This window comes from Caulobacter endophyticus (assembly GCF_003116815.1).
Classification (GTDB): Bacteria; Pseudomonadota; Alphaproteobacteria; order Caulobacterales; family Caulobacteraceae; genus Caulobacter; species Caulobacter endophyticus.
Genome location: NZ_QDKQ01000023.1, coordinates 80,182 through 94,090, shown reverse-complemented (window position 1 = coordinate 94,090; position 13,909 = coordinate 80,182). Strand labels below are relative to the sequence as shown.

The following is a 13,909-nucleotide window of genomic DNA, read 5'->3' as shown; positions in this document are numbered from 1 at the left end:
TAACACGTGGGGCGTCTTAGGAGGCCCCGGGCTGGTCAAGGAGACGCCGCCATGAACGTAACGAGATGAGCCACGCCATGCTGTCCTTCGCCCTGATGGGCGGGCTGCTCGTCGGGCCTCGGCCAGGCGTCGCCAAGCCGCCTCAGCAGTCAGCGCCGCCCAAGACCTCCGACAGGAAGTAGAGTGCAAAAGAAAACGCCATCCCGGACGGGCCAGGATGGCGCTGAATTCCGCGATTTGGAAGAGGCTTATGGCTTGGCGGCCGTGTTGCACTCTTCGACGCCCGCGGCGTCTAGCGCTTCGCCTCGCCAAGTGAAGGCCGAAACGGCGCCCAGCTCGGCCACCACCTTGCGGCAGCTGCGAACGGCGGGCAGGGCCTTCACGGTCGGAGCCTTGCAGACCGTTCCGGTGCAGCGCCACATCGCGCCTTCCAGGATCAGTTCGGCCTTGGCCGGCGGCGCTTTCAAAACAAGCATGGCGCCTTCCGAAGGCGCGGCCTGTGCCACGCCCACGAGGGAAGCTGCGGCGAGACCGCCGAGCAGAAGCATACGCATGGACATCTCCTATCCCCGCGTCCTAGTTATAAGTGGACGCTGATCACATTGTTCGTTGTTATTGAAAACTAAGTCAATCGCCGAACGTCGATCTCGCGGTTGCGATCAACGTCCAATCCCCAAGCCAGCAAGGCCGGCGTGACGTCTTCGGCGGCTTCCACAGACACCCAAGCGCTGGTCAGGGCGGGCGGGGTCAGGCCCCGATCGATGGTGTGCTTGAGCAGGGCGAAAAGCGGGTCCCAGAAGCCGTCCGGATTGTGGAACACGATCGGCTTGCGATGCAGGTCCAGCCGCCGCCAGGACAGCAGCTCGATGATCTCTTCCAAGGTGCCGATGCCGCCAGGAAGCACGACGAAGGAGTCCGAGCGCTCGAACATCAGCATCTTGCGCTCATGCATCGAGGTGACGATCACCGTCTCGACGTCGTCGAACGGCTTTTCGCGGCCGCGCAGGAATTCGGGGATGATGCCCAGCACCTTGCCGCCGGCCTCGTGCGCGCCGCGCGCGGCCTGGCCCATCAAACCCACGCCGCCGCCGCCATAGACGAGCTTGAGGCCCGCGCGGGCGAAGTCGCCGCCGATCTTGTGGGCGGCCTCCAGATAGGCCGGATCGGCCGTGTTCGAAGAGCCGCAGTAGACGCAGACCGACCCCAGGCGGCTAGACAGGTCGGGCATCGTCGTCCACTCCAACAAAAGAAAAGGCGCGGCTCCCGTCGGGAAAGGCGCGCCATGGCGTTTAGGGTCCAGGCCAGCTTGGCCGGCCCAGGATTTGGAAGGTCCATGATCGGGATTCGCAAGGCTGCTTTCAAGCCATGGCCGCTGGCCTTGATCCTCGTTGCGGTCCTGGCGGCCTGCGGCGAGGACGGGCGACGCGACTGGGGCCGCACGGCGCCCGCCGCCCAGCCGGCTCGCGACCCCGAAGCGGCCTATCTGGCGCCGCCCAAGGTGGTGACCGCCGCGATCCAGGGCGGGGGCGTGACCCTGACCGGATCGGCCGCCGCCGGGGCCACCGTGCGCCTGGGTTCGCCGAACGGCGAGGCCACCAGCGCCGAGGCCGACGCCTCGGGCCTGTGGCGCGTGGCGCTGAGCGGCGCCGCCGCGCCCCGGTTGTTCGGCCTGTCCATGACCCGTGAGGGCCGCACCGTGCAGGCCGAGGGCTATGTGCTGGTGACGCCGGAAGGAGCGGTGGCGCTGTTGAAGGCCGGGGGCGGCTCGGAGCCCCTGGCCGGCCCCTCCGATTCCCTGCGCATCCTGGCGATCGACTACGACCAGGACGGCGGAGCGGTGATTTCCGGCGTGGGACGTCCCGGCGCGGGCTTTGGCGTACGTATCGACCGCGTCACCCAGGCCGAGGCCAAGGTCGACGCCCAGGGGCGCTTCAGCTTCTCGCTGCCGCGGCCGCTGGCTCATGGCGAGCACGCGGTGCAGGTTGCCGGCGAAGGCGGCGAGGATCTGGTGCGGGTCGTCGTCTCGCCGTCGGGGCCGCTGACCACGCCGCCGCTGCATGCCGAGCGCCTGGACGGCGCCTGGCGGGCCGACTGGATGACGCCCGGCGGCGGCCTGCAGACCACGGTGCTCTATTCGCCCGGAGCGTCGCGGTGAGAGGCTTCGCCTCTGCCGGCCGCGACAGCGCCCGAACCGCCCCTGAAGCCGCCAAGCCCGTTTCCGGCTGGGCGGCGCTGGCCGAACTCCTGCGCCTTGTTCTGCGGTCGCGCGCGCCGGGCCTGACCTGGCGGCTGATCGCGGCGCTGGCCCTGACCTTCGCCGGCAAGGCGCTGGGCGTGGCCGCGCCGCTGCTGCTGGGCGCGGCGGTCAACAGGCTGACGGCCGGACAGGGCGCGGCCACGCAGGTGACCCTCTCCTTCGCCGCACTGGCGCTGGGCTGGGCCGGAGTGCGGTTCATCGCCGCCGCCGCGCCGCAGGCGCGGGACGCGGTGTTCACGCCGGTGGCCCAGGCCGCCCAGAACCGCGCCGCTACCGAGACCTTCGCCCACGCCCTGTCGCTGTCGATCGACTTCCACCAGACCAAGCGCACCGGCGCGCTCTCGCGGACCATCGACCGTGGCGCGCGGGCCATGGATTTCCTGATCCGCGGGCTTGTCTTCAACATCGCCCCGACCATCGTTGAGCTGATCCTGGCCGCCGCCGTGCTGGCGCGAGCCTATGACTGGCGGTTCGCGGCGACGGCCATCGTCACCGTGGTGATCTACGGCGTTCTGACCTTCTCGATCTCCAACTGGCGGATCGCCCATCGGCGCGAACTGAACGAGGCCGACGCCGAGGCCGCCGGGCGGGCCGTCGACGCCTTGCTGAACTACGAGACGGTCAAGACCTTCGGGGCTGAGGATCGGGCCGTCGGCGCCTATGAGCGGGCCCTGTCGACCTATGGCGCGGCGCAGATCAAGGCGACCAACTCCCTTTCGCTGCTCAACGTCGTGCAGTCGGCGATCATGAGCGTGGGCCTGGCCGTGATGGCCGTGCTGGCCGGCTCGGAAGCCGCCCACGGCCGCATCGGCCCAGGCGACATCACCGCCGTCGTGCTGATCCTCGTCAATCTGTATCAGCCGCTGAACTTCCTGGGCTTCGCCTATCGCGAGATCCGCCAATCGTTCATCGACATGGAGGCGATGATGGAGCTGCGCCAGCAGGGCGCGGACGTGGCCGATGCGCCGGACGCCGTCGACCTGCCGCCGGCGGGCGATCGTCGGGGCGGGGCGGTGGCCTTCGAGGACGTCTCGTTCCGGCATGGCGCGCGCTCGGACGGGCTGAGCGACGTCAGCTTCGCGGCCGCGCCGGGCCAGACGGTGGCCATCGTCGGCCCGTCGGGCGCAGGCAAGACGACGCTGGTGCGACTGGCGTTGCGGATGATCGATCCGCAGGGCGGCCGCGTCACGCTGGACGGCCATGACCTGCGCGCCATCAGGCAGGCCTCGCTGCGCCGGGCCGTGGCCCTGGTGCCGCAGGACGTGGCGCTGTTCAACGACACGATCGCCGCCAACATCGCCTTCGGCCGTCCAGATGCGACCGAGGAAGAGGTCTGGGCCGCGGCCCGTTCGGCCGAGCTCGGCGACTTCATCGGCAGCCTGCCGGAAGGCATGGAGACCAAGGTCGGCGAACGCGGCCTGAAGCTTTCGGGCGGCGAGCGCCAGCGGGTGGGCATCGCCCGCGCGCTGCTGGCGGATCCGCGCGTGCTGATCCTCGACGAGGCCACCAGCGCGCTCGACAGCCGCACCGAGGCGGCGATCCAGGCGACGCTGCGCAAGGCCAGGGAAGGGCGCACGACCCTGGTCGTGGCCCACCGGCTGTCGACCATCGCCGACGCCGAAGAGATCCTTGTTCTGCGCCGGGGCAAGGTGGTCGAGCGAGGCCCTCACGCGGCCCTGCTGGCCGCCGATGGCGAGTACGCGGCCCTTTGGCGACGGCAGACGCGCGGCAAGGTCGCGGCGACCTAGAACCTGCCATTGGCAGGCTCCAGGTTTATGCTGGGACGCGCGCCCGGGCGGGTTAGCCGCATGCACCTAACCCTGGCGCGCTCTAGCCGATCGGCTATACCGGCGCTTCGCAACATCTGGAGGCCGCCTTGCGCTATCTGCACACCATGGTCCGCGTGAAGGACCTCGACGCTTCGCTGCGCTTCTACTGCGAGGGCCTGGGCCTGCAGGAAATGTACCGGATGGAGAACGAGAAGGGCCGGTTCACGCTGGTCTTCCTCGCCGCGCCGGGCGACGCCGACAAGGCCAAGGAGAAGAAGGCCCCGCTGGTCGAACTGACCTTCAACTGGGACCCGGAAGATTATCAGGGCGGCCGCAATTTCGGCCACCTGGCCTATCAGGTCGACGACATCTACGCGGCCTGCCAGCGCCTGGCCGACCTGGGCGTGACCATCAATCGCCCGCCGCGCGACGGCCACATGGCGTTCGTGCGCTCGCCCGACGGCATCTCGGTGGAGCTGCTGCAGGACGGCCACCTGGAGCCGGCCGAGCCGTGGGTCTCGATGCCCAATACCGGCGCCTGGTAGAAAGACGAAGGCCCGCCGGACCGGCGGGCCTTTTCCTGGTTCAGCGACGCGAGCCGAAACGGTTGGCGCGGGCCACGTTGGACCTGAGGTCCGAGAAGCTGGCGGCGACCGTGGGGTAGTCGTCCGGCAGGCCCCACTTTGAGCGATACTCCTCCTCGGTGAGGCCCAGGCTGTTGAGGTGGCGCTTCAGCGAGCGATAGCGGCGGCCGTTCTCGAAGCTGACGATGGCGTCCTGGGTGATGCTGGCGGCGATCTCGTCGGCGTTTGGGCGCTCGAGGGGCTCGCTGGCGGGAGTCGAGAACACCGCCTCCAGCGCCGCATAGGTCCGGGCGGCAAGATCGGGCAGTTCATCGGCCGAGACGATGTTGTTCTGCAGGTAGGCGCAAAGCACCTGGGCCGCCACGTCGGCGGCGCGTTCCTGGGCCTTGTTCATCGAAGGTCTCTGAGCGTCTTCAAACGAAAAAGAACCCCGGGGCCGAGCGGACTCGGCCCCGGGGCGACTGGGTGAGGTCAGTGGGCGCCGGCGGCCCGCAGCCGTTCGCCGAACACGCAGGCGTTGGGCAGCTCGACCTTGGAGCCTGTGCGCTCCTTACTCTTGACCCACTCGCTCAGCACCTCGGTCGTGGTGTGGTCGAGCACGGTCAGGGCGCGGGTGTCCAGGCGGACGACGCCGCCGTCTGGAGCCGCGTCCAGGGCCTTGGTGATCTTCGGCAGCTGCACGAAGGTCGCCGCGCCCTCGAGGCGGATTTCCTGGTCCTTCTCGCCGACGTTCTGCTGGGCGATCTTGAGGCGCATGCGCTTCAGGTTCGGCAGCAGCTCGACGATGGTCAGGGCCAGGCCCACCAGCACGCCGGTCAGCAGGTCGGTGGCGACGACCATGACGAAGGTCGCGGCCCAGATCAGCGCCGGCAGCAGGCCGTAGCGGGCGAACAGGTGGCGGACGTGGTCCAGGCTGACCAGCTTCCAGCCAGTGACCACCAGCACGCCGGCGAGGGCGGCGCTGGGAACCTGACGCAGGACGAAGGGCAGCAGGGCGACGAAGGCCAGGATCCAGACGCCATGCAGGATGGCCGAGGCGCGGGTGACGGCGCCAGCCTGGACGTTGGCCGAGCTGCGCACGATCACGCCGGTCATCGGCAGGGCGCCGACGAGGCCGCACAGCAGGTTGCCGACGCCCTGGGCGCCAAGCTCCTTGTTGTACTTGGTGCGCGGACCATCATGCATGCGGTCGACGGCGGCCGCCGACAGCAGGGTCTCGGCCGAGGCGATGAACGCCACCGCCACGGCGGTGAGGATGATCATCGGATCGGCGAGCTTGGCGAAGTCGGCCATGCCCGGGATGGCGATCGCGCCGGCGATCGATTCCGGCACGGCGATCTTCTGCACGTCGAGACCAAAGCCCATGGCCACGAAGGTGCCGGCCAGCACGCCCAGAAGGGCGCCGGGAACCAGCTTCAGCTTGGCCGGACGGATCTTCTCCCACAGCAGGATCGAACCGATGGTGACCACGCCGACCAGCAGGGCGGCTTCGGCGGCGCCGAAGGTCGACACCGACAGGCCGGTGATCGCGCCCGGGATGGCCAGCAGGTTTTCCAGGCCGTTGGCGCGCGGCTTGTCGCCGAACAGCACGTGGAACTGGCCCGCGACGATCAGCACGCCGATGCCGGCCAGCATGCCGTGCACGACGGCCGGCGAGATGGCGCGGAACCACTGACCCATGCGCAGGGCGCCGGCGGCCAGCTGGACGAGGCCAGCCAGCACCAGGATCGGGCCGAGGGTCGACAGGCCGTGCTTGGCGACGATCTCGAACACGATGACGGCCAGGCCAGCGGCGGGGCCGCTGACCTGCAGGGGCGAACCGGCGAGGGCGCCGACGACGATACCGCCGATGATGCCGGTGATCAGGCCGCGCTCGGCCGGAACGCCCGAGGCGACGGCGATGCCCATGCAGAGGGGCATCGCCACGAGGAACACGACGATGGAAGCCGTCAGGTCACGCGAGAAGACCGCGCCGAACCCTTGCTTCGCGCCGTTCGGGGAGGAAACGGCGGAGTCGCTCATTCGGCCGCGATGCCCAGATGGTTGGCGGCGACCATGCGCTTGGCCGGACGCTGCGCGACGGGCAGGGGCTGGCCTTCACGGACCAGTTCGAACTGGCCGCTGTCGCCGTTGTAGGCCTGGATCTGGCCGGTCTCGATCTCGAAGAACCAGCCGTGCAGGGTCAGCTCGCCCTTGGCGATGGCGGAGGCCACCGACGGGTGGGTGCGCAGATGATTGATCTGGACCACGACGTTTTCCAGCGACAGGGCGCGGGTCGTGCCGTGCTCGTCCAGGCCGTGATAGGCGTTGCAGACCACGCTGTGGGCGGCGTGGGCGTGGCGCAGCCAGGCGGCGACGTTGGGCATCTTTTCGAGAGCGGCCGGGTTCGAGAACGCCTTCATGGCGCCGCAGTCGGAGTGGCCGCAGACGACGATGTCACGCACGCCCAGCGCCATGACGGCGTATTCGACCGCCGACGAGACGCCGCCGTTGGCCTGGCTGAACGGCGGCACGATGTTGCCGGCGTTGCGGCAGACGAACAGGTCGCCGGGATTGGCTTGGGTGATGAGCTCCGGCACGACCCGCGAGTCGGCGCACGAGATCATCAGGGCCGAGGGGCTCTGGCCATGGCTGGCCAGGCGCTCGTACAGCGCGCTTTGAGCCGGGAAGACTTGGCCGCGGAAAAGGGCGGCGCGTTCGAGAAACTGTTCCAAGAGGAACCTCCATGCGATGGCCGCGGCGTCCGGGGAAAGGGGTAACGGACGCCGCGGCGCGCGCGGCCTGAACCGCCACGCAACATGGAAGGTGGGTTTCCGTCTTTGCTGCGTCGCAGCGGGTTTTGTGACAAAGGGTTTCCGAGACGGGGCTTTCTCGTGGTGGGTCGGGGCGTGGGCTCGGCCCGTTCTCCCATGCGCTGCCCCTGAAGGGGGAGCTGTCGGCGAAGCCGACTGAGGGGGAAGGGACTGCGGCGTCGGGGATGTGCTGAGCGCATCAGGAACTTCCCCCTCCGGCCCGTCATCAAGATGCTCCCCCTGACGGGGGAGCTGTCGCGGAGCGACTGAGGGGGAAGTGCTTGCTGCCGCTGCGGATGTGCTGAGCGCATCAGGAACTTCCCCCTCCGGCCCTTCGGGCCACCTCCCCCTTCAGGGGGAGGATCTTTGGGCGCGACTTCGCAGTCTCCCGCGCGATGGCGCGTTAGTTCGGGGAGGCGCGGAGCGGCCGGGCGGAGCCCGGAGACCGTGTGTTTGTTTAGCGTTTCGGCTTCGTCGACCGCTCCGCCGCATCATTTGTCTCGGAGGGGCCAGAGGCGCGGGTGATGTTTCAACCCAAGGGCCAGCCTTTCCCCCGGACGGGCAGGACCAATAGCCCCGCGGTGATCCGGCGCGGCCTCGGCTGATCCTGTTAGGCCGGTTTGACGATCCCGGCCCTGTCGACCCGCAAGCTTGTCCAGGAAGGCTTCGCAGGGCCCCGGATCTATCCACGGACAGACCCTATCCCGCCTTCCCGATACGCGCCTTGCGGCCCCGCTCGATGCGGTCCTCGCCACGCTTGGGCCGGTACCAAGAGCCCTCCCCATGGCGGGGACGGCTTTTATTATGACCCAGGGCTGAGCGCGTCTGATAAGTTTGGGTGAGAAAGTTGCAAGGGTTTGGATTGGTTGGGTTCTTTGACGAACTCGCCGTGGATGGAGCGGCGTCTATCCCCGTCCGGCCCTCAAATCCGTCCAATCCCAGCGAAAGCGGGATTGGACAAGTGGGGGGGCGTTAGAGCGCAGGCAGCCGGATCTCCGCCCGCAGGCCGCCTTGCGGGCGGTTGCGGAGGACCAGTTCGCCGTCCTCGCGCTTGAGGATCTGCTGGACGATGGTCAGGCCAAGGCCCAGGCCCCCGGTGTTGCGGGCGCGGGCGCTGTCGAGGCGGTGGAAGGGTTCCAGCACGTGGGCGAGTTCGGCCTCGGGGATGCCGGGCCCCTTGTCCTCGACCGCGAGAATGACCAGCCGGCCCTCGCGGCTGAGGGTCAGGGCGGCCTCGCCGCCGTAGTGCAGGGCGTTCTCGACGATGTTGCTGATGGCGCGCTTGAGCGACAGCGGGCGGGCGCGCACCGGCAGGTGCTCGGGGCCGTCATAGGTGGCGATGCGCTCGGAGTCGGTGGCGTCGTCCACGAGGGTCATGGCGATGGCGGCGATGTCGGTGCGGCGCGGCGGCTCGGGATCCTCCTGGCCACCGAGGTAGGCCAGGAGGGAGTCGAGCATGCCGGTCATCTCGTCGACATCGGCCTCCAGCGCCTCGCGGGCCGAGGTCTCCGAGACGAAGCCGGCGCGCAGGCGAAGGCGCGCCAGCGGCGTGCGCAGGTCGTGGCCGACGGCGGCCAGGGCTTCGGTGCGGGCCTGAAGCAGGCCGGCGATGCGGTCCTGCATGGCGTTGAAGGCCTGGGCCACCAGCTTGAGGTCGCCGGCCCCGGTCTCGGCCACCCGCACCCGCGCGCCCTGGCCGACCTTGTCGGCGGCCTCGGCAAGCGCCCGCAGCGGACGGCTGAGATTGCGCAGCACCAGGGCTGCGGCGGTGATGACGCCCAGGCCCAGGATGAAGGCCGAGCCGACGCTGCTGAGCAGCACCGCCCAGGGCGCGGCCCGGATCTTGGTCTTCATCGTCAGCCAGGTGCCGTCGCGCATCTTCAGCGCCACCTTCAGGTGGGTGTCGCGCGGCAGGGTGCGGTCGATCTCGGCGTTCATCCGCAGGTCGCGGCGGGCCAGGCTGGGTTCTGCGGCGCGGAACTGGTCCTTGAGCTTGCGCTCGGCCGAGCGTTCGCGGTCGACCAGATGGGGCAGGGGCGTCCACTCCAGCTGGCTGAAGCGGCTGGAAAGCCCGGCGGCGCGCGCGGCGCGTTCGTTCTCGGGACGGGTCTCGATGATCGCTTCTGCGGTCACCAGCTGTTCGGCGGCGCGCTGAACCTGGTTGTCGCGATTGGGGTAGATGCGGCTGTTCTCGAACAGGATCGAGCTGCCGATGAATTCGAGAGCCACGGCCAGCATCAGGACCAGGGTGACCTGGCCGACCAGACGCTGCGGCCATAGCCGCAAAGGCTTCATCGGCGCTCCACCTGCGCGGTGAAGATGTAGCCGATCCCGCGGACCGTGCGCAGCAGCGACTCGGCCTGGCCGCTGACGGCCAGCTTGCGGCGAAGGCGGCTGACCAGCACGTCGATGCTGCGGTCAGAGGCGTCGGAGATGCGGGCGCGCGACATCTCCAGCAGGCGCTCGCGGCCGATCACCCGCTGAGGCGAGGACAGGAAGGCCAGCAGCAGGTCGAACTCGGCGCCGGACAGGTCGACGAAGGCGCCGTCGGGCGACAGCAGCTCGCGGCGCCCCGGATCGAGCTGCCAGCCGGCGAACACCATCTGCTGGGCGCCGCGCGGCTGGCTGGCCTGGGCCCCGCCTTGAGTGCGGCGCAGGATGGCGCGGATGCGGGCGATCAGCTCCTTCTTGCTGAAGGGCTTGCCGATATAGTCGTCGGCGCCGAGCTCCAGGCCGATCAGGCGGTCGCTCTCGTCGTCGCGCGCGCTGAGCATGACGATCGGCACGTCGCTTTCCTTGCGCAGGCTGCGGCAGAGCTGGAAGCCGTTGCTGCCCGGCATCATCACGTCGAGCAGGATGATGTCGACCGTGTTGGTCTCCAGCACGCGGGCCATCTCGCCGCCGTGCGCGGCGCTGAGCGGCTGGAAGCCCTCTTCGCGCAGCAGGCGCATCAGGAGGGTGCGCAGTGCGGGATCGTCCTCGACGATGAGCACGGTCGGGGCCACGGGCGCTGTCGCCAGCTCCCGCTGCAGGGCGTTCATACCGGAGCCTGAGGAATCCATACGACTGGGCTATCTAGGAACGAAGTGGCCGCTAGCAAGGTAGAAAGCGGCGATTTCCCACCGACTTCAACCCCTTGCCAGGCCAGACTGCATCGCTCTCTGAAAAAGGGACGCCCTCGCGCGCACTTCGGGGGAAGAGGACTCGCGCGAGGGCCGACCGCCGAAACGGTCGTCTTGGATGCCGGGCGCCCTTAGGCGGCGCGGCAGATGTCGGAAACGGCGGTGCGGACGGCGCTTTCCTGCGACGCGGCGGCGTCGACCGAGTGGAACACGACGCGGACCACGCCTTGCTTGGCCTTGGCGGTGGCGACGTCGTCACGCTTGGCGAGCTCGACGGCGGCCGGGGCGGCGCAGGAAGCGGCGGCGGCGATCTTCACGGTGCGCTTCTGAAGGTTCTTCTTGGCGACTTCTTCGGTGAAGGTCAGGCCGTGGCCGGCCGGACCGGCCAGGGCGGGGAAAGCGACGAGGCCAGCGGCCACGCCGAGAACAGCAGCGAACTTCATGATGGAAAACTACTCCGGTACGGGGACGCGACGGCTCAGCCGCCGGTAGCGGTGTCGGCTTGCGCCTGGACGGCGGGGAGGGTCGCGCGATAGGCCTCGACGCTGTTCAGCAGGCCCGTGATCTCGGCCTGGGTGATGGCCGTGCGGTGCTCGTAGCCCTTGGGGGACTTGAACTTGAAGCCCCAGGCCTGGGGCCTGGCGGCGACCTTGCGCAGTTCGTCCTCGCCGATCGAGAAGGCGACTTCTTCCGTGCAAAGCTCGGGCGCTTCGAACAGGAAGCATCGGCCGGCGTTGTCGCGGATCTTGATCGCCTGGGTCTGGACCGGCCAGGCCGAGGTCTCGTAGGCCACCGTGTCGTACTCGCGCATCGAGCCCTGGTACATCAGGGTCTGGCGGACTTCGTAGCGCGTCGCGCCCGTGCGCTTGTCGACGACGGCGCGCAGGTAGTTGTCGTTCGACGGATTGCGGAACAGGCCCTTGCCGGTCTGGAAGCCGGCCTGGGTCGAGACCACGGTCTCGACGTCGAGCTGGTCGTCGATGACCTGGGTCCTGGCCTGGAAGTGATCGACGCCGAGAGCGACCTGCTTGGCAGGCAGCTTCACGGTTTCGGCGACGGCCGCGCCGCCGATGGCCAGACCGCCCAGGGCGGTCAGGGCCAGCAGGCGATTGCGGGTCTTGGTCATAGTGTTCTCCTGTGAAGCCGCGGGCCGATCCCTCGTTCGGCGGGCGCTTCCGACAGGTTCAAAGGTGGAGAGCCCGCCTTGCGGCTGTGCATCTCGTTCGTGACAAAGCATTGCGGCGCGTCATTCGAGGCGCCGGCGCCTCAGAAAGCGGCTGATCCCAGGTAGCCCAGGCCCGTGGCCCGGTGGATCGCCTGCGCCCGTCCGGCCACTCGCAGCTTCAGGGCGGCGTTCTGGACGTGGAAGCGGACCGTGGGCCCGGAGATGCCGATGATCTGGCCGATGTCGGCGTCGGTCTTTCCGGCCGCCGCCCATTTCAGGCACTGGATCTCGCGCTTGGTCAAGCGGACCAGCGGAGCGTCGTCGGCCAGGCCGTCGCGATAGGTCGACACCAGGCGCAGGGCCGCGCCGAGCAACTGGTCGGTGCGGGCGGCGTAGAGAGCCGGCAGGTCGGGCAGGGGCTCGGCGCTGGCCCAGACCACGGCCCCGATCACCCCGCCGGTCAGGTAGGCGGGGGCGATGATGGCCGCGGCCACGCCGAAATCCTCCGCCGCCTCGGCCACGGGAATGGCCTCAAGCTTGGGCAGCGGCCGCCAACTGGAAAAGCGGCCCTGGTGGTAGAAGAACGGCTCGGCGGCGTAACGGGCGGCGAGGATGAAGGGCGCCCGCAGCGCGAAGGACCGGTCGCGCCAGTAGCGCAGGCCGGCGTCCAGCCACTCGAAGGTGGTCTCGGCCAGGGGCAGCCCGTCCGCGCCGAGCATCGGCTCCGGACTGGAGATGTCGGCGCTGGCGGCGATATAGGGCAGGCCGATCTCGACGCCGAGATCGCGCACGCGCAAGGCCAGGTCCATGACCCGCGCCAGATGATCGGCCGCTTCCCCCGTCGTCGCCGTCATGCGGGCGCTCTTTCCCTATCGGTTCCGATAGCTTGCGCACCGGGCCCCGGCTTTCGCAAGTTTCCCCGACGTTGGAGCGGAGCGTGCGCGTGGACCTGGAACTGTCGCCTGATGACCTGGCCTTTCGGGACGAGGTGCGCGCCTTTCTGGACGCCGAGCTGACCCCTGAACTGCGCGAAGCCGGGCGGCGGATGACCAGCGTCTTCTGCGACAAGCACCACAGCCTGGCCTGGCAGAAGATCCTGCATAGGCGCGGCTGGGTCGCGCCGACCTGGCCGGTCGAGTATGGCGGACCAGGCTGGAGCGAAATCCAGCGGCACGTCTTCCAGGCCGAATGCGCGTTCGCCGGCGCGCCGGGCCTGGCGCCGATGGGGCTGCGGATGGTGGCGCCGGCGATCATGCGGTTCGGCAGCCCGGAGCAGAAGGCGCGCTACCTGCCCAGGATCCTGTCCGGCGAGGACTATTGGTGCCAGGGCTATTCGGAGCCTGGAGCCGGCTCGGACCTGGCCTCGCTGCAGATGAAGGCGCTCGCCGACGGCGACGACTATGTGCTGAACGGCTCAAAGATCTGGACCACCCACGCCCATTGGGCCACGCACATGTTCTGCCTGGTGCGCACCTCCAGCGAGGGCAAGCCGCAGGCGGGCATCACCTTCCTGCTGGTCGAGATGGACCGGCCGGGCATCCGCGTCGACCCGATCCTGACCCTGGCCGGCGAGCACGAGGTCAACCAGGTGTTCTTCGACGACGTCCGCACCCCCAGGGCAGACCGGCTGGGCGAGGAGAACCAGGGCTGGACGGTGGCCAAGCACCTTCTGGAGTTCGAGCGGGGCGGGGGCTACGCGGCGGGGCTGGAGGCGGGGCTTGGCCGGCTGCGCCAGGCGGGCGTGGCTGACGATCCCGACCAGAGACGACGGCTGGCCGAGGCGGAGATTGCGGCCCTGGCCATCGACGTCACCGAGCGGCGCGTGCTGAGCGCCATCGCCGGCGGCGCCAATCCGGGACCGGCCTCGTCGATCCTCAAGGCGCAGGGCTCGGAAGCCTTGCAGCGGCAGGACGAGCTGGCGGTGGCGCATCTGGGCGCGTGGGCGGCCGTGCATCAGCCAGCGGCGCGCGAGGCGGGCTCGAACGAGGCGCTGATCGGCCCCGAGCACGGCCGCACCACGATGGCCCGCTACCTCAACAACCGCGCCGCCTCGATCTATGGCGGCTCCAACGAGATCCAGCGCGACATCATCGCCAGGCTGGTGCTGGGGCTGTGAGGCGGCGCGTCCTTCGAGGCCCGCCGCCTAGGGCGCCTCGAAGGACGCACAGCCCAGGACGTCGACCCTATCAGTTCCGATAGCTTGCTAGAGGGGCGGGCGAC

The 13,909-nt window shown here is 69.3% G+C and carries 14 protein-coding genes; 4 read left to right on the top strand and 10 right to left on the bottom strand.

What is annotated here, in order from left to right; translation table 11 throughout:
- Positions 1–248 precede the first annotated feature (248 nt).
- Positions 249–554 (bottom strand): CC_3452 family protein, encoded by a 306-nt coding sequence (locus tag DDF67_RS04560; RefSeq protein ID WP_109099744.1) that lies wholly within the window; start codon positions 552–554, stop codon positions 249–251.
- A gap of 68 nt (positions 555–622) precedes the next feature.
- Complete coding sequence (locus tag DDF67_RS04555) at positions 623–1,228, bottom strand: LOG family protein (protein ID WP_109099743.1); 606 nt, start codon at positions 1,226–1,228, stop codon at positions 623–625.
- A 105-nt stretch (positions 1,229–1,333) separates the two neighbouring features.
- On the opposite strand from DDF67_RS04555, the gene DDF67_RS04550 reads away from it, so the two are divergent.
- The 3 genes from DDF67_RS04550 (at position 1,334) to DDF67_RS04540 (ending at position 4,571) form a co-directional block, all read left to right on the top strand.
- A complete protein-coding gene (locus DDF67_RS04550) occupies positions 1,334–2,155 on the top strand; it encodes an Ig-like domain-containing protein (RefSeq protein WP_109099742.1) in 822 nt (273 codons plus the stop codon).
- Positions 2,080–4,005: an ABCB family ABC transporter ATP-binding protein/permease gene (locus DDF67_RS04545; RefSeq protein WP_109099741.1), complete on the top strand. Its 1,926-nt coding sequence runs from the start codon at positions 2,080–2,082 to the stop codon at positions 4,003–4,005. The genes DDF67_RS04550 and DDF67_RS04545 overlap by 76 nt, the downstream gene beginning before the upstream one ends.
- A 128-nt stretch (positions 4,006–4,133) precedes the next feature.
- Complete coding sequence (locus tag DDF67_RS04540; protein WP_109099740.1) at positions 4,134–4,571, top strand: VOC family protein; 438 nt, start codon at positions 4,134–4,136, stop codon at positions 4,569–4,571.
- A gap of 40 nt (positions 4,572–4,611) precedes the next feature.
- On the opposite strand, the gene DDF67_RS04535 is transcribed toward DDF67_RS04540, so the two are convergent.
- The 8 genes from DDF67_RS04535 to DDF67_RS04495 all read right to left on the bottom strand — a co-directional run bounded on the left by DDF67_RS04535 (position 4,612) and on the right by DDF67_RS04495 (position 12,543).
- On the bottom strand, positions 4,612–5,004 hold the full coding sequence (locus DDF67_RS04535) for a MucR family transcriptional regulator (RefSeq protein WP_199229149.1): 393 nt from the start codon (positions 5,002–5,004) through the stop codon (positions 4,612–4,614).
- A 77-nt stretch (positions 5,005–5,081) separates the two neighbouring features.
- On the bottom strand, positions 5,082–6,632 hold the full coding sequence (locus tag DDF67_RS04530) for a SulP family inorganic anion transporter (protein ID WP_109099739.1): 1,551 nt from the start codon (positions 6,630–6,632) through the stop codon (positions 5,082–5,084).
- Positions 6,629–7,324 carry a carbonic anhydrase gene (locus tag DDF67_RS04525; protein ID WP_109099738.1) on the bottom strand — a complete coding sequence of 232 codons (696 nt, stop codon included), beginning with the start codon at positions 7,322–7,324 and terminating at the stop codon, positions 6,629–6,631. Before DDF67_RS04525 ends, DDF67_RS04530 begins: the two co-directional genes overlap by 4 nt.
- Before the next feature lie 1,050 nt (positions 7,325–8,374).
- Entirely contained in the window at positions 8,375–9,697 is a 1,323-nt protein-coding gene (locus DDF67_RS04515; RefSeq protein WP_109099736.1) for an ATP-binding protein, read from the bottom strand.
- The gene (locus tag DDF67_RS04510; protein ID WP_058349953.1) at positions 9,694–10,443 is read right to left on the bottom strand and encodes a response regulator; all 750 of its coding nucleotides are present in this window, start codon (positions 10,441–10,443) and stop codon (positions 9,694–9,696) included. The genes DDF67_RS04515 and DDF67_RS04510 overlap by 4 nt, the downstream gene beginning before the upstream one ends.
- Positions 10,444–10,655: 212 nt before the next feature.
- The gene (locus DDF67_RS04505) at positions 10,656–10,967 is read right to left on the bottom strand and encodes a hypothetical protein (protein ID WP_109099735.1); all 312 of its coding nucleotides are present in this window, start codon (positions 10,965–10,967) and stop codon (positions 10,656–10,658) included.
- Between the two features lie 35 nt (positions 10,968–11,002).
- A complete protein-coding gene (locus DDF67_RS04500) occupies positions 11,003–11,650 on the bottom strand; it encodes a hypothetical protein (protein ID WP_109099734.1) in 648 nt (215 codons plus the stop codon).
- 140 nt (positions 11,651–11,790) lie between these two features.
- Positions 11,791–12,543 carry a helix-turn-helix transcriptional regulator gene (locus DDF67_RS04495; protein WP_109099733.1) on the bottom strand — a complete coding sequence of 251 codons (753 nt, stop codon included), beginning with the start codon at positions 12,541–12,543 and terminating at the stop codon, positions 11,791–11,793.
- 89 nt (positions 12,544–12,632) lie between these two features.
- Between DDF67_RS04495 and DDF67_RS04490 the strand changes: the two genes are divergently transcribed.
- A complete protein-coding gene (locus tag DDF67_RS04490) occupies positions 12,633–13,805 on the top strand; it encodes an acyl-CoA dehydrogenase family protein (RefSeq protein WP_109099806.1) in 1,173 nt (390 codons plus the stop codon).
- Positions 13,806–13,909: the final 104 nt, after the last annotated feature.

Excerpts from the sequence above, each read along its gene's own strand:
- DDF67_RS04500 (WP_109099734.1), bottom strand. The coding sequence starts at position 11,650 with ATGACCAAGACCCGCAATCGCCTGCTGGCCCTGACCGCCCTGGGCGGT.
- DDF67_RS04510 (WP_058349953.1), bottom strand. The coding sequence starts at position 10,443 with ATGAACGCCCTGCAGCGGGAGCTGGCGACAGCGCCCGTGGCCCCGACC.
- DDF67_RS04495 (WP_109099733.1), bottom strand. The coding sequence starts at position 12,543 with ATGACGGCGACGACGGGGGAAGCGGCCGATCATCTGGCGCGGGTCATG.
- DDF67_RS04530 (WP_109099739.1), bottom strand. The coding sequence starts at position 6,632 with ATGAGCGACTCCGCCGTTTCCTCCCCGAACGGCGCGAAGCAAGGGTTC.
- DDF67_RS04560 (WP_109099744.1), bottom strand. The coding sequence starts at position 554 with ATGCGTATGCTTCTGCTCGGCGGTCTCGCCGCAGCTTCCCTCGTGGGC.
- DDF67_RS04535 (WP_199229149.1), bottom strand. The coding sequence starts at position 5,004 with ATGAACAAGGCCCAGGAACGCGCCGCCGACGTGGCGGCCCAGGTGCTT.
- DDF67_RS04515 (WP_109099736.1), bottom strand. The coding sequence starts at position 9,697 with ATGAAGCCTTTGCGGCTATGGCCGCAGCGTCTGGTCGGCCAGGTCACC.
- DDF67_RS04505 (WP_109099735.1), bottom strand. The coding sequence starts at position 10,967 with ATGAAGTTCGCTGCTGTTCTCGGCGTGGCCGCTGGCCTCGTCGCTTTC.
- DDF67_RS04555 (WP_109099743.1), bottom strand. The coding sequence starts at position 1,228 with ATGCCCGACCTGTCTAGCCGCCTGGGGTCGGTCTGCGTCTACTGCGGC.
- DDF67_RS04550 (WP_109099742.1), top strand. The coding sequence starts at position 1,334 with ATGATCGGGATTCGCAAGGCTGCTTTCAAGCCATGGCCGCTGGCCTTG.